Source organism: Streptomyces sp. NRRL WC-3626, from assembly GCF_000718785.1.
GTDB lineage: Bacteria > Actinomycetota > Actinomycetes > Streptomycetales > Streptomycetaceae > Streptomyces > Streptomyces edwardsiae.
Map to the genome: position 1 here is coordinate 338,647 of NZ_JOCA01000003.1, position 21,603 is coordinate 360,249.

A 21,603-nucleotide genomic window follows, 5' to 3' on the forward strand; every position below is an offset into this window, starting at 1 on the left:
CCCGCGCACCCCGCACCCGTTACTCTGGTCCCGCGCCGCCGCTCGCCGGCAGGCGCGGGGAGGCGTGCCCGAGCGGCCGAAGGGAACGGTCTTGAAAACCGTCGTGGCAGCGATGTCACCGTGGGTTCAAATCCCACCGCCTCCGCGTGATGCGTAGTGAGAACGGCCCCTGACCTGGGATTGGTCGGGGGCCGTTTTTCATGTCCGGACCCTGCGGCTCCCGGGGGTTTCCCGATCGGACGGGCCGTAAGGGGCACGCAGGGTTCGGGGGACGGGGGTATGTCGGGCGGGGCCCGGGACAGAATGAGGCATGCGTGTGGATGACTGGTGTCTCACCGAAGACGTTGGCGAACTTCTCGACCGTGCCGGGGGGTTTCTGCGTTCGCGGCCCGGGATGCATGTGATGGCGCTGACCTGGGCCGAGAGGGTGCGTACGCGGGGGCCGGCGGCGTTCGGGGGCGGGACTCCGCTCTTCGGGGTGCTGGAGTCGGCGGGTGAGGTGCGGGCCGTGTTCCATCGGCTGCCGCCGCGCGGGGTGAGCGTCACCCCGCTGACGGCCGGGCAGGCCGACAGCCTCGCCGCCCGGCTGGCCGGGGTGCTGCCCCAACTGCCCGCCGTCAGCGCGGACCACGGGAGCGCCGCCGTGTTCGCCGAGGCCTGGGGGCGGCACACCGGTGCGACGTCGAAGGCCCGCGACCTGCGACTGCGGCTGTACCGGCTCGGCACGCTCACCCCGCCCGACCCGTTGCCGGCGGGGCGGGCCCGTGTGCTGGGCGAGGAGGATGTCGACGAAGCCGCGTTCTGGTGCGGAGAGTTCGCCAAGGCCGTCGGCGAGGACGTCACCGTGAACGCCGGGACGTGGAGCAGCACCCGGTACGCCGACAAGCGGTACACGCTCTGGGAGACCCCGGACGGCACTCCCGTCTCCGTCGCGGGCATGAACCCGCTGATCGGCGGACAGATCCAGGTGGACATCGTGTACACCCCGGCCCGGCTGCGGGGCCGGGGCTACGCGGCCGCCGTGGCGGCCGAGGTGAGCCGGGCCGCGCTGGCCGCCGGCGCGCGGGACGTCGTGCTGTTCGCGGACCTGTCCAACCCCACCAGCAACGCTCTCTACCAGCGGCTCGGTTACCGCACCCTCGCCGACTGGGGGACCTACGACTTCGCGTACGCGGAGCCGGAGGCCCGCTGAGCATCGCCGGAGGGGTTTCAGGACGCCGCGCGCAGCAGGCGCAGCTGGCCGATCTCCGCCACGTTCTTCATCAGCTCGGCGTTCACCCAGGCGACCATGTGCGCCTTGGTGTGCGCCGGGTCGTCCGGCCAGGGGAAGGGCGCCGTGGTGCTCAGCTCCGCGTCAGTGAGGCCGTCGAGCACCGTGAGCCATTCGTCGCGCAGGGAGCGCAGCCAGTCCACCGTCGCCGGGCCCTCGCCGGGCCAGACGACGTCGGTCCGCGCGCGGGGGAGGCGTCCGCGCGCGTGGGCCGTCGTCACGCTCCACCACCAGCCGATGTGCCAGGTGATCCAGGCGATGGTGGGCACGGGCACGGGGTCGGGCTCGGTCTCCGCCCAGTCGGGGACCCAGGCTCCGTCGGGTGACCGGCGCACGGTCCAGCAGTGGGGCGTGGGCTCCCACAGGAAGTCGTCCGGTTCCAGGCGTTCCAGGTGGTACTCGAACAGGGACCAGGTCAGGTCGAACTGGAAGCGCAGCAGTGAGGTGGGCATGAGGGACCTTCTGTGGGGCGGCGGGGGGTCAGAGTTCCTCGTCCGTCGCCAGGGTGTCCCAGTCCACTTCCAGGAGGCCGGGTTCCGCGTCGTGGGCCGAGGGGACGCACGCGGCGGGCTGGAACCAGACGACGGTGAGGCGGGAGCGGTACAGGGCGCGGTCGTGGGACGGGTCGAGGGCCTCCGCGCGGAAGCTGCCCACACAGGCGACGGAGGGCAGCACCTCCACCGGGCCGAAGGCGCCCGCGTACTGGTCGGGGTACTCGCGCGGGGGCGGGATCAGATGGACCTGGGGGCCCGGGAAGGAGCGGTTGGCCATGCGCACCAGCGCGTCGATCCGCCGGTCGTTGAGTGGCTTGCAGGGGTAGCCCTCGAGCAGGCCGCCGTAGGTCGACGACATATGGAGTGCGGAGAGGTCGACCGTGCGGCCGGAGGCCAGGACGACGCGGGCGAGTGCCATGGTCGGCACCTTATGGCGGTGGTGCATTCGGGGCTTTCGATTTCAGGGGCGGTGGGCTGTCATGCGGGCGGCCGACGCGATCGTCGCGCGGGCCTCTCGTTCGGTCAGGCCCGTGCTGACGGCGGCGGTGACCAGCGGGTCCACCAGGTCCGGGCCGATGCCGTCCTCGTAGGCGCGGCAGGCCGCCCAGAACAGGCGGGTGTTGCGCTGCCCCTCGTGCGCCGCGAGGACGAACTGGACCAGGCCCTGGCCGTGTCCGCCGGCCGACGGGGGAGTCGGGTGGTGCGCGCGGGGCGGCGGGAGAAGCAGGCGCAGGAGCGCGGGCGGGCAGGGGGCCGGGGGCAGGTGCGCGGTGCCGGGGGCGGTGGCGTACGTGCCCCGGTCCGTACGGGAGCCGGGGCCGACGAGATAGCCGCCGGCGCCCCGGATGTCGATGCCGGGGGCGAGGCGGCCCGCGGAGTTGGGGACGACGACGTCCGGCGGGCCGGTCAGCCACAGATGGCGGCCGCCGCTCGGGGTGAGGACGACCACCGTGGCGGGGATCGTGAACAGGTGACGCAGCGCCAGTTCACGCAGGGCGGCAGGGGCGTCCGTGCCGGTCTTGGTGTCCAGGTCGATGCCGATGAGGTGGTGCGGGGGCAGTCCGCAGGCGATGCCGTAGCCGGTGGCGCGGGGCGCGGCGGCGAACAGGGCGCGGATCCGGGCGGGTTCGGTGGAGGCGTCGTGGACGCCATGGCCGTAGCGGCCGCATTCGCCGTGGCAGGGCGGGCCCGCCGGCTCCGGGGTGTCGCGGTGGGGTGAGCGCAGGGCCGGGAGCTTGGTCCGGGACAGGGGGATGACGGCCAGGCCGCGTTCGGCGGCTGACAGGGCGTGTGCGAGGGCCAGCGTCGTGGCCTGCCGGTCGGTGGTGGCCATGAGCTTATTTTCGTACATGCGTTCGAAGAAGGGAAGGGGGAGTGCGGGCGGCGCGCGGGAGCGGAGCCGTCGCCGGGAAGGTGGCGGAACGCTTCACCCCTTGCGAGGGCGGGCGCGTGCCAGTCCCGTGCGGGAGTGGTGGGAATCCGGGGGCGTGCCGGGGTTTATCCCGTTGTCGTCACGCTTGCGTGCGAAGGCGGCGTCCAGGGTGGTTCGGCGGGGATCGCCTGGGCAGCACTGATCTCGCGACGTCGTGCACAGCGCCGGGGTGGGGGGCCAACTTCCCTGGTGACAGCCGAATTCCACGCACAGGCGGTCATGAGCCGGTGCGTCCTTGTTCTGGAGGGAACACAACATGGCAAGTATCCGTACCGCCCGCGTCATCGCCGCGATCTCCGCCCTTCCGCTCGCGGCCGCCCTCTTCACCGGGGTCGCGACGGCGGACAACGGCGCCCTGGCGGACGACGGATCGATCGCGACGGCCACCAGCTCGGACGCCGGCGTCCTGGGCAGCGGCGTAGGCGGCGACAACTTCGGCAACTCGGCGACCTCGCAGCAGCAGGCCACCGGCTCCGGCGCCACCAACCAGAGCAACAGCGCCCAGGTCAGCGGCTCCGCCTTCACGGCCGTCAACCAGGGCAACGACAACGTGGCGGTCAGCTTCAGCCCGCTGTGGTGAGGAGGCCGGCGGCGCCCTGACGGTGGGGGGTCACCGGGGTGCCGTGGGGGGCGTGGGGGGAGGCGTTCGCGCGGCAGTGCTTCGGCGCTGCCGCGCGGGCGTTTTCACAGGGGGTCCCTCGCGGGGGCTTCCGGGGCGGCCCGTCACGGCACTCCTGCGGGGCCCTCGCGGGTGTTCCTCCGGGGCCCGGCACGGGTGTTCTTCGCGGAGGATCCCCCGGGGGCGTTCCCGCAGTGGCCCCTCATGGGCGCCCCCGCGGCGGGCCCGTCATGGGTACCTCACGGGCGCCCCTGTGGCGGGCCCGCCACAGGCGTTTTCGTGGCGGCTCGTGGCGGGTGTGTCTGCGGCAGCCTGGCATGGGTGTTGTTGTGGTGGCCCCGCGTGGGTGGTCCCGCCGTGGCTCGTTGGGGGTCTTCGGGGGGCGGCCTGTGGCAGGTGTGTCTGCGGCGGCTCGGCATGGGGCTTGTGCGGCGGCTTCCCGCGGGTGTTTCCGCCGTGGCCCGTCGAGGGCGTGCCCGTGGCGGCCCCGCTCGGGCGTTCCGTCGCGGCTGCGCACAGGCGTCCCGTGGTGGCCCGGCCCAGGTGTTCCGGTGTGGGCCCTCGCGGGCGTTTCCGTGGCCGGCCCTCAGGGGTCGACCCGCAGTACCCCTCACCCGCTCGTCCACCTTCAGGAGGTGCAGCCCGCCCCACCCCTACAACCTGAGGGGGACGTGGCTTCGGGACCTACGGGCGATTTGCCGGGCCGCACCCGCTCCTAGCGTTGAGCCATGACCACACCCGTCTGCACCAGTGCTTCGAAAGCCGCCGCACCGGCGACCGTGACGCAGACCCGGACCCAGAACCTCCGGTACCCGTCGTTCTCGTCGTACATGAGGGCCCGCCAGCCGGTACTCCTGCGTACCGCCCGGTCCCTGACCGGGAACCCCAGCGACGCGGAGGACCTCCTGCAGACCGCCCTCGCCAAGACGTACGTCGCCTGGGAACGCATAGAGGACCACCGCGCGCTCGACGGCTATGTGCGCAGGGCCCTGCTGAACACACGGACGTCGCAGTGGCGCAAGCGCAGGGTCGACGAGTTCGCCTGCGACGAACTGCCCGAGTCCGACCTGGTGCCCGCCGGCGGCGACCCGGCCGAGCAGCAGGCGTTGCGCGACGCGATGTGGCGGGCGATCATGCGGCTGCCCGCGCGGCAGCGGGCGATGGTCGTCCTGCGGTACTACGAGGACCTCAGCGAGGTGCAGACGGCCGAGGTGCTCGGTGTCTCGGTGGGTACGGTGAAGTCGGCCGTGTCGCGAGCCCTCGGAAAGCTCCGCGAGGACGCCGAACTGAGCCTCGTCCGCAGCTGAAACGCGCCGGCTCCACGGCACGGCGGTGATCGATCATCCGCTCCCCTAGTGACATACCGCGCGGTATGTGCGCAGAATCAGCGCAACCCGTACCGCCCGCGCAGGCAATGTCGCCCAGGAGGACGCCGTGCTGAGCACCATGCAGGACGTACCGCTGCTGATCTCGAGGATCCTGACCCACGGGTCGACGATCCACGGCACCTCACAGGTGACCACCTGGACCGGCGAGGGTGAACCGCACCGCCGTTCCTACGCGGAGATCGGCGCCCGTGCGGCCCAGCTGGCCCACGCCCTGCGCGACGACCTCGGTGTCACCGGCGACGAGCGGGTCGCCACCCTCATGTGGAACAACGCCGAGCACGTCGAGGCGTACTTCGCGATCCCCTCCATGGGAGCCGTCCTCCACACCCTGAACCTCCGCCTGCCGGCCGAGCAGCTCGCGTGGATCGTCAACCACGCCGCCGACCGTGTGATCATCGTCAACGGTTCGCTGATCCCCCTGCTCGCCCCGCTGCTGCCGCATCTGAAGACCGTCGAGCACGTGGTCGTCTCCGGCCCCGGCGACCGTTCCGCGCTGGCGGACGCCACCGCGCGGGTGCACGAGTACGAGGACCTGCTCGCCGGACAGCCCGTCGCCTACGACTGGCCGGAGATGGACGAGCGTGCCGCCGCCGCCATGTGCTACACCTCCGGCACCACCGGCGACCCCAAGGGCGTCGTCTACAGCCACCGTTCCATCTACCTGCACTCCATGCAGGTCAACATGACGCAGTCGATGGGCCTGACCGACCAGGACAACTCGCTGGTGGTGGTCCCCCAGTTCCATGTCAACGCCTGGGGCCTGCCGCACGCCACCTTCATGACCGGCGTCAACATGCTGATGCCGGACCGCTTCCTGCAGCCCGCCCCGCTCGCCGAGATGATCGAGGGCGAGAAGCCGACCCACGCCGCCGCCGTCCCCACGATCTGGCAGGGCCTGCTCGCCGAGCTGACCGCCAGGCCCCGGGACGTCTCCTCCCTCACCCAGGTCACCATCGGCGGCTCCGCCTGTCCGCCCTCCCTGATGGAGGCGTTCGACGCGCTGGGCATGCGGGTCTGCCACGCCTGGGGCATGACGGAGACCTCCCCGCTCGGCACCATCGCCCGCCCGCCGGCGCACGCCGTCGGCACCCCGGAGGAATTCGCCTACCGCCTCACCCAGGGCCGCTTCCCGGCCGGCGTCGAGGCCCGCCTCACCGGCCCCGGTGGCGAGCGCCTCCCCTGGGACGGCGAGTCCGCTGGCGAGCTGGAGGTGCGCGGCACCTGGATCGCGGGCGCCTACTACAACGGCCCCGGCGCCGAGCCGCTGCGCCCGGCCGACAAGTTCAGCGAGGACGGCTGGCTGAAGACCGGCGATGTGGGCACGATCTCCCCCGACGGCTTCCTCACCCTCACCGACCGCGCCAAGGACGTCATCAAGTCCGGCGGCGAGTGGATCTCCTCGGTCGAGCTGGAGAACGCGCTGATGGCCCACCCGGACGTCGCCGAGGCCGCCGTCGTCGCCGTCCCCGACGACAAGTGGGGCGAGCGCCCGCTGGCCACGGTCGTCCTCAAGGAGGGCTCCACCGCCGACTTCACCACCCTGCGCGCCTTCCTCCAGGAGGAGGGCAAGATCGCCAAGTGGCAGCTCCCGGAGCGCTGGTCGGTGATCGCGTCGGTCCCGAAGACCAGCGTCGGCAAGTTCGACAAGAAGGTGCTGCGCAGGCGGTACGCCGAGGGGGAGCTGGACATCACCCGGCTCTGACACGGACGTACGTGATCCGGCCCTGACGCCGGCGTACGGAGCCGGGCTCTGGCGCCGGCGTACGGAGCGGCCTTCGGCCCCGGCGTACGTGATCTGGCTGGCGTCGGCGTACGGAGCCGGCCTCTGGCCCCGGCGTCCGTGATCCGGCGCGCCCCTGGCGTTGGCGTACGCGACGTCGTGGGGCACCGGCGCACGTGATCCGGCCTCAGACACGGACGTACGTGATCCGGCCCAGGCGTCGGCGTACGTGATCCGGCCCTGGGCGTCGGCGTACGCGACGCCGTGGCCCAGGCACCGGCGTCCGTGATCCGGTGCCTGAGACCCGCGTACCTGCCCCGCCCCGGCACCCGCCGGGCGGCGAGGGGCATGCCCCCGCCGCCCGGCGCCTACGCGCTGTTCAGCGTCGTATCGCCGTGCTTCCCCAGCCCAGCGCCAGCCAGACCGCCGCGACCGCCGACACACCGCCCCAGCCGAGGTGGGTGAAGGCGGTGCCCGCGAGGGCGGAGGCGGTGGCGCCGCCGGCGAAACCGGAGACGACGTAGGCCGTGTTGGCGACGGCCGGGCTGGAGGTGGTGGTCAGGGCGAGGGTCTGGTTGGCGACGTGGGAGGCGACCAGGGCCGCGTGGATCGCGACCGCGGCGACGAACAGCGCCCAGATGACCTGCCCGCCCAGCCAGAACAGCGGCACGGCCCCGGCCGCCAGCAGATACGCCCCCCGTACGACCCTCGCGGCGCCGAACCGGTCGACGAGCCCGCCCGCCAGCGGAGCCACCGCGCTCGCCGCGAGCCCGAAGAGGCCGAACAGTCCGGCGGTGGCCGTGGACAGGCCGTAGGCCGGGCCCGTCAGCAGCAGCGCGAGCGAGGTCCACAGGGCGCTCCACGCGCCGAACATCCCCGCCTGGCGCACCGAAGCGCGCCACAGGTCGGGCGAGCGGCGCAGCAGTCCGGGCAGCGCGGCGATCCCGCCGAACAGCGGGCCGTCGCGGTGCCGCCGCCCGGACGGCAGGACGAGGGCGGTGGCGACGCCGAGCGCGAGCGTGAGCACGGCCGCGCCCGCGAACACCCACCGCCAGCCGAAGGCCTGCCCGGCGAGCCCGCCGAGCACCCGGGCCGCGACGATGCCGGTGAACAGTCCGGCGATCACGGCGGCGACATGGCGGGCGCGGCGCGCGGCGGGGGCGCGTTCGGCGACCAGCGGGACGAGGAGCTGCGGTACGACCGTTCCCGCCGAGGCGACGAACACGGCGACGGCCAGCGCCCCCGTACCGGGCGCGACGGCACTGGCGAGCAGGGCGGCGGTGGTGACCAGGGTGAGCGTGGTGACCAGCCGGCGCCGGTCGACGGTGTCGCCGAGCGGGGCGAAGAACAGCAGCCCGACCGCGTAGCCGAGCTGGGCGACCGAGGCGATCCAGGCCACGGCGGACGGCGTGGAGCCGAAGTCATGGGCGATCAGGGAGAGCAGGGGTGCGGCGAGATAGATGTTGGCGGCCGTGACCGCGGTGCACACGGCGATGAGGGCGAGGAACGCTCCGGAGCCGCGGGACGCACCCGGCTCCGGGGTGACGGCCGATGGTCTGCGGCCCTGTCGGCCGGTGGTGGCGCTGGGCGGCGCTGAGGACATGAGCGGGGTACCCCTTCGAGCCTGCTCTAACAACTAACTGGTTGGTTGGCTGACGGAAGAACAGTCTGCGGCCCGGTTCGATTCCCTGTCAACCAAACAGTTGGTTACTTGCCGCGCTACCCTGTCCCGTATGGGAGTCAGGGACCCCGAGGCCACCAAGGCCCGGATCTTCGAGTCGGCGGTCACCGAGTTCGCCCGCCACGGCATCGCCGGCGCCCGCATCGACCGCATCGCGGCCGACGCGAAGGCCAACAAACAGCTCATCTACGCCTATTTCGGCAACAAGGCGGAGCTGTTCGCGATCGTTCTCGAACGCAAGATGCTGGATCTCGCCGAGTCCGTGCCCGTCGAACCCGACGACATCGACGGCTGGATCGACCGGCTGATGGACTACCACGCCGCCCACCCCGAGCTGCTGCGCCTGCTCTTCTGGGAGGGCCTGGAGTACGGCACCGACGAGCTGCCGCACGAGGGCGAGCGCCAGGAGCACTACGTCCGCAAGGTCGCCCTGCTGAAGGACGGCCAGGACCGGGGCGTCGTCACCGACGCCATCCCGGCCGGCGACCTGCTGTTCCTGCTGACCGCGCTGGCCAACTGGACGGCCGTCGTCCCGCAGATGCGCCGCATCCTGGTCGGCGCGGACACCGGCGACCACGCGCGGCTGCGCGCCTCGGTGAAGGAGGCGGCCCGCCGACTGGTCGCCCGCTGACCACGCCCGTCAGTTGGTCCCGATCCGCGACAGCAGGTCGACGATCCTGTCCTGCACCTCGTCGGTGGTGGACCGCTCCGCCAGGAACAGCACCGTCTCGCCGGATGCCAGCCGGGGCAGGTCCGCCTGGTCGACGGCGGCCGTGTAGACGACGAGCGGGGTGCGGTTGAGCTGCCCGTTCGCCCGCAGCCAGTCGATGATCCCGGCCGGCCCCGCCTGGCGCCGGTGCACCTGCATCAGGTCCATCACCACCAGGTTCGGCCGGAACTGCCCCGCCAGCGCCACCGCGTCGGCGTCGCTCGCGGCCCGCGCGACCTGCATCCCGCGCCGCTCGAGCGTCCCGGTCAGCGCCAGCGCGATCTCCGCGTGCTCCTCGACGAGCAGCACGCGCGGGGGGTGCTGTTCGCTGTCGCGCGGTGCGAGTGCCTTCAGCAGTACGGCGGGGTCGGCGCCGTACGCGGCATCGCGCGAGGCCTGTCCGAGCCCGGCCGTGACCAGCACCGGCACCTCGGCCGCCACCGCCGCCTGCCGCAGCGACTGCAGCGCCGTACGGGTGATCGGACCGGTCAGCGGGTCCACGAACAGCGCGGCGGGGAACGCCGCGATCTGCGCGTCGACCTCCTCGCGCGAGTGCACGATCACCGGCCGGTAGCCGCGGTCGCTGAGCGCCTGCTGTGTGGTGACGTCCGGCGCGGGCCACACCAGCAGCCGGCGCGGGTTGTCCAGCGGCTCCGGGGGCAGTTCGTCGTCCATCGGCTGCGGACGCGGCGGGTCCGCCACCTCGACGGCCCCGCCGGGACCGTCCAGCGGCTCGGGTCCCTCGGCCGCGTCCGCGTCGGGCGCCCCTATGGCGTACGAACGCCCGGTGCCCTCCGTCGTCGGCGTGCGCCGGGACTGCGCCTGGGCGTTCGCGGGCACGGGCTCGGCCGCCGGGTGCGGGCGTGCGCCCTGTTCACCGCCCGCGGCCGGATCGGGTCGCGTACCGAGCTTGCGGCGCCGGCCGCCACCGCCCGGCTGGTGCGGGGGCGGGGTCGCCGACGGCAGCGGCTGCTGCACCTGGGCGGCCTGCCGCGTGAACGGCACGCCCTGCCCGAGCGTGCGCACGCTGATCGCCCGCCCCTGGGTGGAGTTCGGATCGACCGGAGCCGAGGACTCCGCCGGCAACGGCTGGGCGACCCGCCGCACCGGCGCGCCCTCCGGCGGCAACGGCGTCCCGGAAGCGGGCGTCGGCTGCGGTACGGCCGTACCGGCGCCGGAGGTGTCACCTGCGGCGGGCCACTGCTGCGCACCGGGGGCGGCTTCGGCGTGCGCTGCCTCCTCGGGAAGCGGCTGAGCGGGGGGCAGGGGCTGGGCCTCGGCCGGCGGCTGCGCGGGAACGCCCTGGGGCGCGACGGGCATCGCCTGCGGCGGCAGCGCGGTGCCCTGCGGGGCGGGGGGCGCGGCTTGGGGCGGTACGGCGGCACCCTGCGGAGGTACGGCAGCACCCTGCGGCGGAGCCGGGGCGACCGGTACCCCTTGCGGTGGTACGGCGGCGGCCTGCGGCTGGGCGGCGGCGCCTTGCGGCGCGACGGGCGCTCCCTGCGGCGGGACCGCGGCACCCTGCGGCGCGACGGGCGCTCCTTGCGGTACGGCAGCACCCTGCGGGGCGACCGGTACTCCCTGGGACGGAGCGAGGCCACCTTGCGGGGCGACCGGTACCCCTTGCGGTGGTACGGCGGCGGCCTGCGGCTGGGCGGCGGCGCCTTGCGGCGCGACCGGTGCTCCCTGCGGCGGGACCGCGGCGGCCTGGTGCGCGTGTCCCCCCTGCGCCGGAACCGGAGCCCCCGGCCCGGCCACGGCCGGAACCGCCTGCGGAGCCGCAGCCCCCCACGGCGCCGGAGCCCCCGGAGCCTGGACGTTCGCCGCCCGGGCGGCCGGGACGGCACCCGGAGCCTGTGCGGGGGTGCCCTCCGCCTGCTGGGCGACGGCCCGCCGACGGCGGCCCGTCGGCGCGCTGGTGGGATGCGGCTGCGGCGGGGTGTGATCATCGGCCTGGTCGTGCGGAACGGCGTCATGCCGCCCGTCGTCCGCACCCGCGTGCCCGGCCGCCTCCGCCGCCGGTCCGGCCTGCTGCTCCTGGTCCGCCTCGGCCGGCGGCAGCGCGAACACCGTACGGGGCGCGGCCTCCTGTGCCGCCGCCCGCTCGGTGGCGGCGGCCAGCGCGCGCCGGCGCCGTCCCGTGGCCTGCGCCGGGCCCGAACCCTGGGCCGGTACGTGCACCGCGACCTCGGCCCCGGCCGTGTCGTCCTCCGTGCCCCCGCCGGACGGCGCGGGCAACGCCGGCGGCAGCGCCTGCTGTTCGTCGGACCCGCGCCGGGCCCGCCGCCCGGACGGTGCGGGCATCCCCTGCGGCGGTACGGTCCCGCCCAGCCCCGTGTTCGAGGCGGCGGCCCCCGCCGCGTGCTCGGCGGCGGTGACGACGGCACCCTCGGACACCCCGGCGGCGCCGGCGAGTTCGATCTCGGCGCCCACCGCGGCCGGCGCGTCCTCGGCCGGCCGGCCACGCCGCCGCCCGGTGCCACCGGACGGCGCGGACTCGTCGTCGGCGGCGGCCGCGGCCGCGCGGCGCCTGCGGCGGCCGGTGGGAGCGGACTCCGAGCCGTCGTCCGCGCCCGGCACCTCGCTCTCCAGGAAGGCGTCCACGGAAGCGCGCCGCGCCCGGCGCCGCCCGCCACCGGAGGCCGGCTCGGCGACAGCGGGCTCCGGGGCCACGATCGCCAGCTCGGCGGCCGGCACGGACCCCGCCCCGCCCCCGATCGGCACCTCGAGGACGAAGGCGCTGCCGCTCATCCCGGGCACCTCGTGCGTCTGCAGCACACCGCCGTGCGCCCGGACGATCCCGCGCACGATCGGCTCGTGCACCGGGTCGCCGCCGCCGTACGGTCCGCGCACCTCGATGCGTACGACCTCGCCGCGCTGCGCCGCCGCGACCACGACCGTGTTGTCCAGATAACCGCCTGCCGACACGGGTGTGTTGCCGGTCGCGTCGACACCCGCGACGTCGGCGACGAGGTGCGCGAGGGCGGTCGCGAGCAGTCGCGGGTCGACCTCGGCCTCGATGGGCGGCGCGTGCACCGCGAACTGCACCCGGCCGGGCCCGATGAGCTCCACGGCCCCCTCGACGCCGGCGGCGACGACGGCGTCGAGCATCACCTTCGTACGGGCGACCTGATCGCCGCCGGTGTCGAGGCGCTGGTAGCCGAGGACGTTGTCGATGAGGGTGGTGATGCGGGCGTAGCCGGCCGACAGGTGGTGGAGCACCTGGTTGGCCTCGGGCCACAGCTGTCCGGCGTCGTCGGCGGCCAGCGCGGACAGCTCGCGGCGCAGTTCGTCGAGCGGGCCGCGCAGCGACCGGCCGAGCAGGGTGAGCAGCTGGTCGTGCCGGGCGGCGAGGGCCTCGTAACGGTCCTTCTCCCGCTCGCCGAGGGCGGCGTACCGCTCCTCGTTCGCGGCGAGTTCCTCGGTGTGCCGCTCGGCCAGCTCCTCCAGCTCGGCGACGTGGCTCTGGCGCAGGGCGGTGAGTTCGGAGGCGTGTTCCTCGGCGAGCCGCTCCAGCTCCTCGGCGTGCTTGCGCCCGGCCTCCTCCTTCTCCTCGGCGAGCGTGTCGAAGGGGCGCCGGTCGGCGAAGGTCATCACGGCGCCGACGAGCTGGTCGCCGTCGCGCACCGGCGCGGTCGTCAGGTCGACCGGCACCTGGTCGCCGTTCTTGGCGTACAGCACCTGCCCGCGCACCCGGTGCTTGCGTCCGGAGCGCAGGGTGTCGGCGAGCGGGGACTCGCCGTACGGGAAGGGGGCGCCGTCCGCGCGCGAGTGCAGCACGAGGGTGTGCAGTTCGCGCCCGCCGAGTTCGCCCGCGCGGTAACCCAGTATCTGGGCGGCGGCCGGGTTGACGAGGACGATCCGCCCGTCGGTGTCCGTGCCGACGACGCCCTCGGAGGCGGCGCGCAGGATCATCTCGGTCTGCCGCTGGGACCGGGCGAGCTCGGCCTCGGTGTCGACGGTGCCGGACAGGTCGCGGACGACGAGCATCAGCAGTTCGTCGCCGGTGTAGCCGTCGTTGGCGTACGCCTGCTGGCCGGTCTCCAGATTCGCACTGGTGACCTCGACCGGGAACTCGGTGCCGTCGGTGCGCCGGGCGACCATCCGCGTGGGCTTGGTGCGCGCGTGGGGGTCGACGTGGTCGGGCCGCCGCATGGATCCCGGGATGAGCTTGCTGTCGAACTCCGGCAGCAGATCCAGCAGCCCCCGGCCGACCAGCGCGGTGCCCGGGGTCTCGAACGCCTCGAGGGCGATGGTGTTGGCGTTGACGACGGTCCCGTTGGCGTTGACCAGCACCAGGGCGTCGGGTAGCGCGTCCAGTATGGCTGCGAGGCGAGCAGCGCCTCGGGATGGCCTGCTGCTCACGAGACGCTTCCTCCCTGTTACCGCGACGTGCCGACCGCTCGGGCCATCTTGCCAACCTGCCCGCAACGTGTCACGCGAGGGATTCTAAGGGCTGGGATTGCGCTCGCGACGCGGGATGGGACGTACATCGCATCAGGAAGTGACGGCGATGTGACGCCCGGTGCGCCCCGGACCCCTGACTGCCTGCGCCGACACGGCCGGAACCTTCGCTGTACCTTTACGCCCCCTGTGCCCCGACTCGCTTCCGCACGCCCCCTCAGGCGCCCCGCGCGGAGCGCGTTTCGGGCAGCAGCGGCACCAGCCGGTCCCAGCGGGCGATCTCGCATCCGTTCGTACGGCCGTACGTCGCGTCGACCGGGCGGCCGGCCCAGGTGCCGGTGACCCGGGCGGTGGCCGGACCCCCGTACCGCAGGGTGCAGACGGCGTCGCGCGGCACGGGGGCGAAGGCGTCCCGCCCCCACCGGGTGTTCCGCTCTACGGCCGCGCAGGCCCCGACGGGATCGGGGTGGCTGCCGCCGCCGGGCCGGCACCGCACCTCGTACGTCCCGTCCGCCCCGCCGCCCGCGTCGCGCACGGTGACGGTGAGACGGTCCCCGCGCGGGGACGCGTCCTGGGCGTGCGCCGGGTGAGGCGCGGCGGACAGGGGGACAAGGGCGGCAGCGGATACGGCGACGGCCGCGCGGAGGTGTGTCATGAGCCGGGACATGACCTGACCAACGCGCCACCGCGCGGGACGTTGCGCCACGCGGGCGTGACGAGGGGAAGTGCTTTGCCCTGCGGGCTCCCCGCCTAGTACCGTGGGTGCCGATTGGTGACAGCCCACGCGGTTGTGTCATCATCGGCACGCACCGACTCGCACGCGCTCACGCGCGGACAGCCTGTGCGACCTGTGCATGGAGGCGTCGCCTAGTCCGGTCTATGGCGCCGCACTGCTAATGCGGTTTGGGGTTTACGCTCCATCGAGGGTTCAAATCCCTCCGCCTCCGCACTGTCACGAAGCCCCGGTCCCCGCGACCGGGGCTTCGTCGTTCCCACCCCGTCGATCCGGCGTTCGCGCAGGTCGCAAGGGGTGAACCAAACGGATTTCACATGGCGGCGGCAGTCATGTAATGTTCTTCCTGTCGCCGCGAGCGGGCCGAAAGGACCGGGAAGCGGCGAGAAAACTGAAGAAACAAGCACTCGTAGCTTAACGGATAGAGCATCTGACTACGGATCAGAAGGTTGCAGGTTCGAATCCTGCCGAGTGCACACAGGTCAAAGGCCCTGCCGGATTACCCGGCAGGGCCTTTGACATCAGCGGTTGACATCAACGTCCGCGCGCGGCGCCGGTCAAGCGGCCGTTTCGCCGTCGGTGTCGCCCTGGTCGTCGTCCAGTCCCAACGCGTCGTCCATCCGATCGGCGGCGGCCCTCAGCGTCGTTCCCATCACGTGCGCGTACGTGCAGCGACGCGCACGTGTGGCGCAGGTCATGAACCCGCACTCGCCGCACCCGGGCGTCCCGACACAGGATGGTGAGCATCCTGTTCAGGCTGCGCGGATCGATCACCCTGCCCGTGTGAGTCGTGAAGATGAGTCCCGCCGGCTGTTCGTCCGTCGGCTTCCGCTTGGGCCCTGCAACCTGGCGTTCCAGATCCTGCGCCGCGCGGTGCTCGGTGAGCGTCTGCACACACCGCCGGGGCAGAGAGATCGTGCGGACGGACCGCATCGTCTTCGGCGTTCCGAAGACGAGCGCTCGCCAGATGCGCTGAACGTTTCGGCGCACTCGGAGCGTCCCCGCGTTCAGGTCCACATCCGACCACGTGAGCCCCCATACCTCCCCGCGGCGTAGGCCGGTGGAGACCAGTAGCAGCCACAGAGCGTAGAGACGGTGGGGTCGCGCTGTCTTCAGGAGCGCTTTCGTCTCGGCGACGTCCAACGGGCGAACCTCCTTCGGGTCTACGGTGGGGGTCTCTACGATCCGGGCCACGTTCCGTGCGGTGACCGGTACGGGAGTCGGCCGGTTGACGGGGTGTGGGGGCACCACGAGGGTCTTGAGCCAGTCGGGCAGGGGCCGCAGCAGCGCGGGCCCCACGGTCGCGTAACGGCTGCCGTCGACGATGCTGCCGGCGGCGAGGACGTAGCCGCCCCATGCGCGGGTGTCGACCAGCGGGGCGAGGGTTCCGGCGGTGTTGTGCAGCCGTACGGCGGACGGGATGGGAGCCGGGGAGGGTTGTGGTTCAGCGGACGCGGCTGACGTCGGCGCTTCAGTTCTCAGACGAGTCTGCTTCGGCGTGTTCGGCAAAGACCTCGCGTGCCACGGCGTAGCTGTCAAACGCGCGAGCGACACCCGCGTAGACGGCCATCTGGATGAAGGCTTCGACGATCTCCTCTTTGGTCACGCCATTGTGCAGAGCGATACGCAGCTGGCCCCGGAGCGGCTCGAGGATGCCCAGGCTCGCCGTAATGGTGACCGAGATGAGTGCGCGGGTGCGGAGGTCGAGATGCTCGCTGCGAGTCCATGCGTCATTGAAGGCGTGTTCGGTCGCGATCCGTGTGAAGTCGTAGGCGTTGTCAGGTTCCGTCGGCCTAGGATCGACATACGGCGCCAGGCTGAAACCAAGGATCTTCTCGGCGTTGTTCAGAGCGCGCGTGTAGTCAGCGTCGTGTTCCGTCATGGCGCCATTCTGCGTGCTGCCGACCCAAGGGCATTGGACCGGCACGACGCTCGAATTAGTCGACTATGTCGGGTTTGTCAAGAGCGCCCCTTTTCGCTGACACCAGTACCTGACACCAACAAGGCTGGACAGCAACAGACACCGCCGAACATGCCCGGGAGTGCGGGCCGCCGGCCCGTGGGGTCCGGCGGCCCGGCGGTGGTCAGGCGTTGCCCGCGGCCTTGCGGCGGCGGACGACGGCGACCGCTCCGGCGCCGAGTGCGACGGTGACGGCGCTCGCGAGGCCGAGCGGGGTCATGGCGGAGGACGTGCCGGTCTCGGCGAGACTGCCGCCGGTGCCGGTGGCCGCCGTCTGGTTTTTGACGCCACCCTGGGCCGAGGGGCCGGTGTCCTTGGTGTCCGGCCGCTTGTCGTCGTTCTCGCCGGGGCGGCCGGGTTCGGCGTCGTCGGTCGTGCCGGGTTCGCTGCCCGCGGGCAGGAGTTCGAAGTCGTAGCGCTTCATCGGGCCCAGCACGCAGGGCCGGTACACGTCGTGGGCGTCACCGGCGAAGAGGGCGAAGGCATCGGTGGCCTCGGCGACGGAACCGACCTTCATGCGCAGCTTCACGTCGTTCCGCTCGCCCGGCGCGATGCCGTCGATGGGCGCGATGTGTTCGGGCCCGTCGCCGTCCAGGGTCTGCCAGCCCGAGCCGTCGGACCACTGCACCTTCAGGGCGCTCTTCGCGCCGCGCTGTTCGCCTTCCGCGTGGAAGAAGAGCAGCGGGTCCACGGTCAGTGTGCGGTCGGTGCCGTTGGTCACACGCAGGGTGAAGTCGACGGTGGTCCCGGCGACGACCTTGGACGGCAGCCCCACCGCGAGGGAGGTCAGTCCGTCCTCCCGGACACACTCCTTGGCTGCGGTGAGTGCCTTCTGGGCGGCCTCGTCGGCCCCGCGGGCCTTCTTGAGGGCGTCCTGGAGCAGGCTGTACTCACGGACGGCTGCCACTCTGGCATCGCCCAGCGCGGTGTCGGCCTCCGCCGCCGCGGTGTCGGCCTCCTGCTGTGCGGTGACCGCCTTCGCCAGTTCTCCCCGGGCGGCTTCGAGGGCCTTCTGTGCCTCGGCCTTCCCGACTTCGTCCTGGGCCGCTTCGAGTTCGGCCTCGGCGGCCGTGACGGCCGTCTCGGCCGCCGCCTTGACGCCGGCCGCTTCCTTCGCCGCCGTGTTCGCAGTGATCGAGGCCGCCTTGAGCGGGTGTGTGTCGGAGCCCAGGGACTCCAGGGTCGCCTTGACCTCCTTCTGGCCTTCCTCCTTGGCGACGAGGGCCTTCTCATAGGCGGTCTTCGCGTCGGCGGCGGCCTTGACCAGTTCCGCGTACGTCGGCTGCTGCCGCACCTGTCCTGCGGACGCTCCGGCGGCGAGGGCCGGGGCGGCGGTGAAGAGGGCGACGGGCGCGGTCACCGCGACGGCGGCGGCCACGGCCAGGGTACGGCTGAATCTCACTAGGGACCTTTCCTGGTGGGAAACGGGGGAGAAAGTGCCGGCAAGAGAAAATGCGAGCATCCTGCGTAATGCCGAGCCTATTTTCCCGGGCGGGGGCGGGCCGGTGCTTTTTCTCGTCTCGCGATTCCCTTCAGGGAAATGGGGTTGAAGGAAAGGGGCGAATGGGGATGGTTGTTCAGAGCGCCCCGCAATTCTCTGTGACGTATGTCTCCTCGGTTGCGAGGAGGGGCGGGGCAGGCGCCGACGGGCGGGCTTCCTGGGCGCCGTGTGGTCCGGATCAGGCCGGTGACGGGGGGATGTTCTGGGTGGCGTGGAAGAAGTTGTCCGGGTCGTAGGCGCGTTTGACCGTGGTCAGGCGGTCGTAGTTGTCGCGGTAGGTGGAGCGGACGCGTTCGGGGCCCTCCGACTCGCCGAGGAAATTGACGTACGAGCCGCCCATGGAGTGCGGGTGCAGGTCGGTCCAGTAGTCGACGCACCACTGGCGGATGCGGTCGGCGTTGGCCGGGTCGGGGTCGATGCCGGCGATGACGCCGGACCAGACGGCGTCCCGGTAGGCCCAGGCCGTGTCGCCGGGGGAGACCCGGTGGGCCGCCCCGTCCACGGGGTAGAGGTGCATCGTCGACAGGTCGGTGGGCAGGGCGTGGGCGTACCGCTCGTGCACGGCGACGGCGTCGTCCGGGATGCCGTCGAAGAAGTCGCCGCGCCAGTACCACTGCAGGCCCTTGGGGAGCAGCCCGTCGAACATGGACTGCAGGGCGGGGTACGGCATCGGCGTGGCGAAGTGGAAGGCAGGCGGGGCGGGGTCGTTGACCACGGACAGGACGTCCTCCAGCCGGCCGGAGTCCAGGTCGCCGGTGTAGCACCAGACGACGGCGCACATCTTCTGTCCGTGGATCGGCTCCGGGAAGGGCGGGCCGGGCGGCACGGACAGCACGGCGAAGAACCCGTTGAGGTTCTCGGGCGCGGCGGGCAGGAACTCCCGGTACCAGCGCAGCACCTCCGCCGTGCGGTCGACCGGCCACACGGTCACGGCGACCCCGACCGTGTGCACCGGCCGCAGCCGGAAGGTGAAGGACGTGACGACGCCGAAGTTGCCGCCGCCGCCCCGCAGCGCCCAGAGCAGATCCGGGTGTTCCTTCTCGGTGGTGGTGACGAGGGTGCCGTCGGCCAGGACGACGTCGGCGGCGATCAGACTGTCGACCGTCAGCCCGTACGCGCGGGTCAGATGCCCGTGCCCGCCGCCCAGGGTGAGACCGCCGACGCCCGTCGTCGACATGATCCCGGCCGGTACGCCGAGTCCGAAGGCGTGCGTCTCATGGTCGAGGTCGGCCAGCTCGGCGCCCCCGCCCACCTGCGCGGTCCGCGTCTCCGGGTCGACCCGCACCCAGCGCATCGGGGACAGGTCGAGGGTGAGCCCGCCGTCGATCAGGCACAGCCCCGGCCCGCTGTGTCCGCCCCCGCGAACGGCCAGGTCGGTCCCGGTCTCCCGGGCGAAGGCGAGGGTGGTCCGTACGTCCGCCGCGCCCGCGCACCGGGCGATGGCGGCCGGGCGGCGGTCGATCATGCCGTTGTAGACGCTGCGGGCCTCGCCGTAATCCGTGTCCTGCGGCGTGACCACCCGCCCTCGCAGGGATTCACGCAGGCTGTCGAACGTGGTTGCCTCTGTGACGCTCATGAGCGGACACCCCTCGGGAAGGTGCGGTACAGGGTCCGCCCCCCGCTCCTTCCAGTGTGTCGCAGGTCACTATTTATGGCGATGTGGGCGTCACTTCGGGCGGTGCGGGTTCTCGTGGTGCCGCACCTCCGTGCGGAGGTGGTTGGTCAGGGCGGTGGCCGCCGCCGTGAGGAAGATGAAGCTGTAGAGGATCTGCAGGATGGTGACCAGCCGGGCCGTCTGGCCGCGCGGGGTGATGTCGCCGTACCCGACGGTGGCGAGGGTGACCACCGTGAAGTAGAGGGCGTCCAGGCGGGTGGCGATGCCGTCGAGCTCGCCGGGGCGCTGGGCCAGTGCCTGGTAGGAGGTCGCGAAGACCAGGATGGACAGGCTCATCAGCAGCGGGATGACCAGTCCCGGGCGGACGTCCGGCACCCCGAGCAGGACATGGACGACCTGCCGCAGCAGCAGGAGCGCGATCAGCGTCAGGGCGAGGCCGAACAGGAGCCAGCTCAGCACCGGGCGGCGCGGGCCCAGACGGTCCAGCGGCAGCAGGAAGTAGGCGGTGACCATCGCCGCCACGCCCGCCGCCTCGACCAGCCACGGCCAGACGGTGCTCCACGCGGCGGACGCGCGCTCTAGGCCCGGGACTCGGGGGTCTCGCGGCGCGGTGCGCACAGGGCCCAGATGATGAAGCCGTCGATGACGACGAGGACGATCGCCCACACCGGTGCGTACGGCAGCCACACGAAATTGGCGATCATGCTGAGTCCGGCCAGGGCGACACCCACCACGCGCGCCCAGCCGGCTCCCCTGAACAGGGCGATACCGGCGGCGGTGACCAGGGCGCCGAGGATCAGATGGATCCAGCCCCAGCCGGTCAGGCTGAACTCGTAGGTGAAGTTCCGGGTGGCGACGAAGACATTGTCCTCGGCGATGGCGGCGATGCCCTGGAAGATCGCCATGATGCCGCCGAAGGTCATCAGGATCGCCGCGGCCGCCGTCCAGCCGGTCGCCCAGGGGCTCCTCGCCTCCCACCCGGCCTGATGGTGGCGGGTACCACTCACATTGCTCGCCATGTGATCGACCTTTCGGACTGTCCCCCGGCAGTGTCTCCACCAGGTTTGCACCCCGGTCCGCACTCGGCACCTCGGCCGCCGGGAGGCGGCGGGCCTTGTCAGTGGTGCCCCCTACCCTCGTCGGAGATGGCACAGGTATGGAGATGCTCGGGGCTGCGGTGGCCGGCCGAAGGCCCCGTGCTGGCGTGGGAGGGCGGCCGGAGCTCCGCGCTGACCTGGGGGAAACGGGTGGCCTTCGGGGTCGCGGGAGGGGAAGGGGGAGTGCGGACATGCGTGGGGGCAAGGGGGAACGCGTGTCCGCCGGGGGCGGCGGTCCCGGCGCGGAGCACGGGGGCGCGCTGCGAGGAGTGCGCCCGGCTGGACCGGGCGCACTCGGTGGCCGCCGACACCCTCGCGGACGATCCGCGGCCCTACCGCGTCTACCTGGCCTGGTTCGGGCCCGGTATGACCAAGGTCGGGATCACCGCCGTACAGCGGGGACCGGCGCGGCTGCTGGAGCAGGGGGCGGTCTGCTTCAGCTGGCTGGGTACGGGCCCGCTGATGGCGGCACGCCGCACGGAGGAGCTGCTGCGCGCGGCGCTTCGCGTGCCCGACCGGATTCCGTACGCCGACAAGCGGGCGGTACGGGCGGTCCTGCCGGCCGGGGAGGGGGAGCGGGCGGCCGAGCTGGCCGGCCTGCACGCGCGGGCGGTCGCCCTGGCCGGCTGGCCGGAGTCGCTCGCCCGGGAGCCGTTCCACCCCGTGGATCACGTCGAGGCGTTCGGGCTGGCAGGGGTGCCGCCCGCCGTGGGGGAGGTGAGCGAACTGGTCGCCGGGGGCGCGGTGAGCGGGGAGCTCGTGGCGGCCGCCGGTCCCGATCTGCATCTGGCGACGCCGAAGGGCGTCCTGGTGCTGGACACCCGGCTGCTCACCGGATGGGGACTCCTCCCGGGCGACGGACGGGAGTTCACGGTGCCGGTCCGGCCGGTCAGGGGCCGTACGGCGGCCGCACAGGACGGGCTGTTCTGACCCGGTGTCCCCCGGACCCGAGCGCGACCGGAGTTCACGGTGCGGTCCGG

General features: G+C 72.8%; 17 protein-coding genes, 3 tRNA genes and 1 pseudogene. 9 read left to right on the plus strand and 12 right to left on the minus strand.

What is annotated here, in order from left to right; genetic code table 11:
* Positions 1–58 precede the first annotated feature (58 nt).
* Positions 59–145 (plus strand) — tRNA-Ser (locus IF28_RS0107200).
* A 165-nt stretch (positions 146–310) separates the two neighbouring features.
* Positions 311–1,192, plus strand: a complete 882-nt coding sequence (locus IF28_RS0107205) for a GNAT family N-acetyltransferase (RefSeq protein WP_030215624.1) — start codon at positions 311–313, stop codon at positions 1,190–1,192.
* Positions 1,193–1,209: 17 nt separating this feature from the next.
* Here the strand turns inward: IF28_RS0107205 and IF28_RS0107210 are convergent, their stop codons facing one another.
* The 3 genes from IF28_RS0107210 to IF28_RS0107220 are packed head-to-tail and all read right to left on the minus strand — an operon-like array spanning position 1,210 to position 3,097.
* Positions 1,210–1,722 carry a DinB family protein gene (locus IF28_RS0107210; protein ID WP_030215627.1) on the minus strand — a complete coding sequence of 171 codons (513 nt, stop codon included), beginning with the start codon at positions 1,720–1,722 and terminating at the stop codon, positions 1,210–1,212.
* Between the two features lie 28 nt (positions 1,723–1,750).
* Positions 1,751–2,182: a hypothetical protein gene (locus IF28_RS0107215; protein WP_037892724.1), complete on the minus strand. Its 432-nt coding sequence runs from the start codon at positions 2,180–2,182 to the stop codon at positions 1,751–1,753.
* Positions 2,183–2,224: 42 nt separating this feature from the next.
* Positions 2,225–3,097, minus strand: a complete 873-nt coding sequence (locus IF28_RS0107220; protein WP_030215634.1) for a bifunctional DNA primase/polymerase — start codon at positions 3,095–3,097, stop codon at positions 2,225–2,227.
* A 355-nt stretch (positions 3,098–3,452) separates the two neighbouring features.
* Between IF28_RS0107220 and IF28_RS0107225 the strand changes: the two genes are divergently transcribed.
* The 3 genes from IF28_RS0107225 (at position 3,453) to IF28_RS0107235 (ending at position 6,905) form a co-directional block, all read left to right on the plus strand.
* Positions 3,453–3,776, plus strand: a complete 324-nt coding sequence (locus tag IF28_RS0107225) for a hypothetical protein (protein ID WP_030215637.1) — start codon at positions 3,453–3,455, stop codon at positions 3,774–3,776.
* Positions 3,777–4,543: 767 nt separating this feature from the next.
* Complete coding sequence (locus IF28_RS0107230) at positions 4,544–5,122, plus strand: SigE family RNA polymerase sigma factor (protein WP_030215638.1); 579 nt, start codon at positions 4,544–4,546, stop codon at positions 5,120–5,122.
* Positions 5,123–5,261: 139 nt separating this feature from the next.
* Positions 5,262–6,905 (plus strand): long-chain fatty acid--CoA ligase, encoded by a 1,644-nt coding sequence (locus tag IF28_RS0107235; RefSeq protein WP_037892783.1) that lies wholly within the window; start codon positions 5,262–5,264, stop codon positions 6,903–6,905.
* A 397-nt stretch (positions 6,906–7,302) separates the two neighbouring features.
* Here the strand turns inward: IF28_RS0107235 and IF28_RS0107240 are convergent, their stop codons facing one another.
* On the minus strand, positions 7,303–8,526 hold the full coding sequence (locus IF28_RS0107240) for an MFS transporter (protein WP_030215644.1): 1,224 nt from the start codon (positions 8,524–8,526) through the stop codon (positions 7,303–7,305).
* A 130-nt stretch (positions 8,527–8,656) separates the two neighbouring features.
* Between IF28_RS0107240 and IF28_RS0107245 the strand changes: the two genes are divergently transcribed.
* Positions 8,657–9,235, plus strand: a complete 579-nt coding sequence (locus tag IF28_RS0107245) for a TetR family transcriptional regulator (RefSeq protein WP_030215647.1) — start codon at positions 8,657–8,659, stop codon at positions 9,233–9,235.
* A 9-nt stretch (positions 9,236–9,244) separates the two neighbouring features.
* Here IF28_RS0107245 and IF28_RS0107250 read toward each other — a convergent pair whose 3' ends face one another.
* Positions 9,245–13,678 carry a PAS domain-containing protein gene (locus IF28_RS0107250; protein WP_078620920.1) on the minus strand — a complete coding sequence of 1,478 codons (4,434 nt, stop codon included), beginning with the start codon at positions 13,676–13,678 and terminating at the stop codon, positions 9,245–9,247.
* Positions 13,679–13,934: 256 nt separating this feature from the next.
* Positions 13,935–14,372, minus strand: a complete 438-nt coding sequence (locus tag IF28_RS0107255) for an SSI family serine proteinase inhibitor (RefSeq protein WP_030215652.1) — start codon at positions 14,370–14,372, stop codon at positions 13,935–13,937.
* Positions 14,373–14,573: 201 nt separating this feature from the next.
* On the opposite strand from IF28_RS0107255, the gene IF28_RS0107260 reads away from it, so the two are divergent.
* Both IF28_RS0107260 and IF28_RS0107265 read left to right on the plus strand, forming a co-directional pair.
* Positions 14,574–14,664 (plus strand) — tRNA-Ser (locus IF28_RS0107260).
* 189 nt (positions 14,665–14,853) lie between these two features.
* Positions 14,854–14,926, plus strand: a tRNA-Arg gene (locus IF28_RS0107265).
* A 256-nt stretch (positions 14,927–15,182) separates the two neighbouring features.
* On the opposite strand, the pseudogene IF28_RS40145 reads toward IF28_RS0107265, so the two are convergent.
* The 6 genes and pseudogenes from IF28_RS40145 to IF28_RS0107295 all read right to left on the minus strand — a co-directional run.
* Positions 15,183–16,004, minus strand: a pseudogene (locus IF28_RS40145) (tyrosine-type recombinase/integrase); the annotation flags it as partial.
* Positions 15,922–16,332: a carboxymuconolactone decarboxylase family protein gene (locus IF28_RS0107275; protein ID WP_003975062.1), complete on the minus strand. Its 411-nt coding sequence runs from the start codon at positions 16,330–16,332 to the stop codon at positions 15,922–15,924. The gene IF28_RS0107275 and the pseudogene IF28_RS40145, both read right to left, overlap by 83 nt.
* Positions 16,333–16,534: 202 nt before the next feature.
* Complete coding sequence (locus IF28_RS0107280) at positions 16,535–17,812, minus strand: hypothetical protein (protein WP_030215657.1); 1,278 nt, start codon at positions 17,810–17,812, stop codon at positions 16,535–16,537.
* A gap of 277 nt (positions 17,813–18,089) precedes the next feature.
* Positions 18,090–19,487, minus strand: a complete 1,398-nt coding sequence (locus tag IF28_RS0107285) for an FAD-binding oxidoreductase (RefSeq protein ID WP_030215658.1) — start codon at positions 19,485–19,487, stop codon at positions 18,090–18,092.
* A gap of 90 nt (positions 19,488–19,577) precedes the next feature.
* Positions 19,578–20,039: a potassium channel family protein gene (locus tag IF28_RS0107290; RefSeq protein ID WP_078620943.1), complete on the minus strand. Its 462-nt coding sequence runs from the start codon at positions 20,037–20,039 to the stop codon at positions 19,578–19,580.
* A gap of 65 nt (positions 20,040–20,104) precedes the next feature.
* Entirely contained in the window at positions 20,105–20,545 is a 441-nt protein-coding gene (locus tag IF28_RS0107295) for a DUF7144 family membrane protein (protein WP_030215661.1), read from the minus strand.
* A 126-nt stretch (positions 20,546–20,671) separates the two neighbouring features.
* Here IF28_RS0107295 and IF28_RS36205 point away from each other — a divergent pair, with 126 nt between their 5' ends.
* On the plus strand, positions 20,672–21,553 hold the full coding sequence (locus IF28_RS36205; RefSeq protein WP_030215663.1) for a DUF2797 domain-containing protein: 882 nt from the start codon (positions 20,672–20,674) through the stop codon (positions 21,551–21,553).
* The last annotated feature ends 50 nt before the right edge of the window (positions 21,554–21,603 follow it).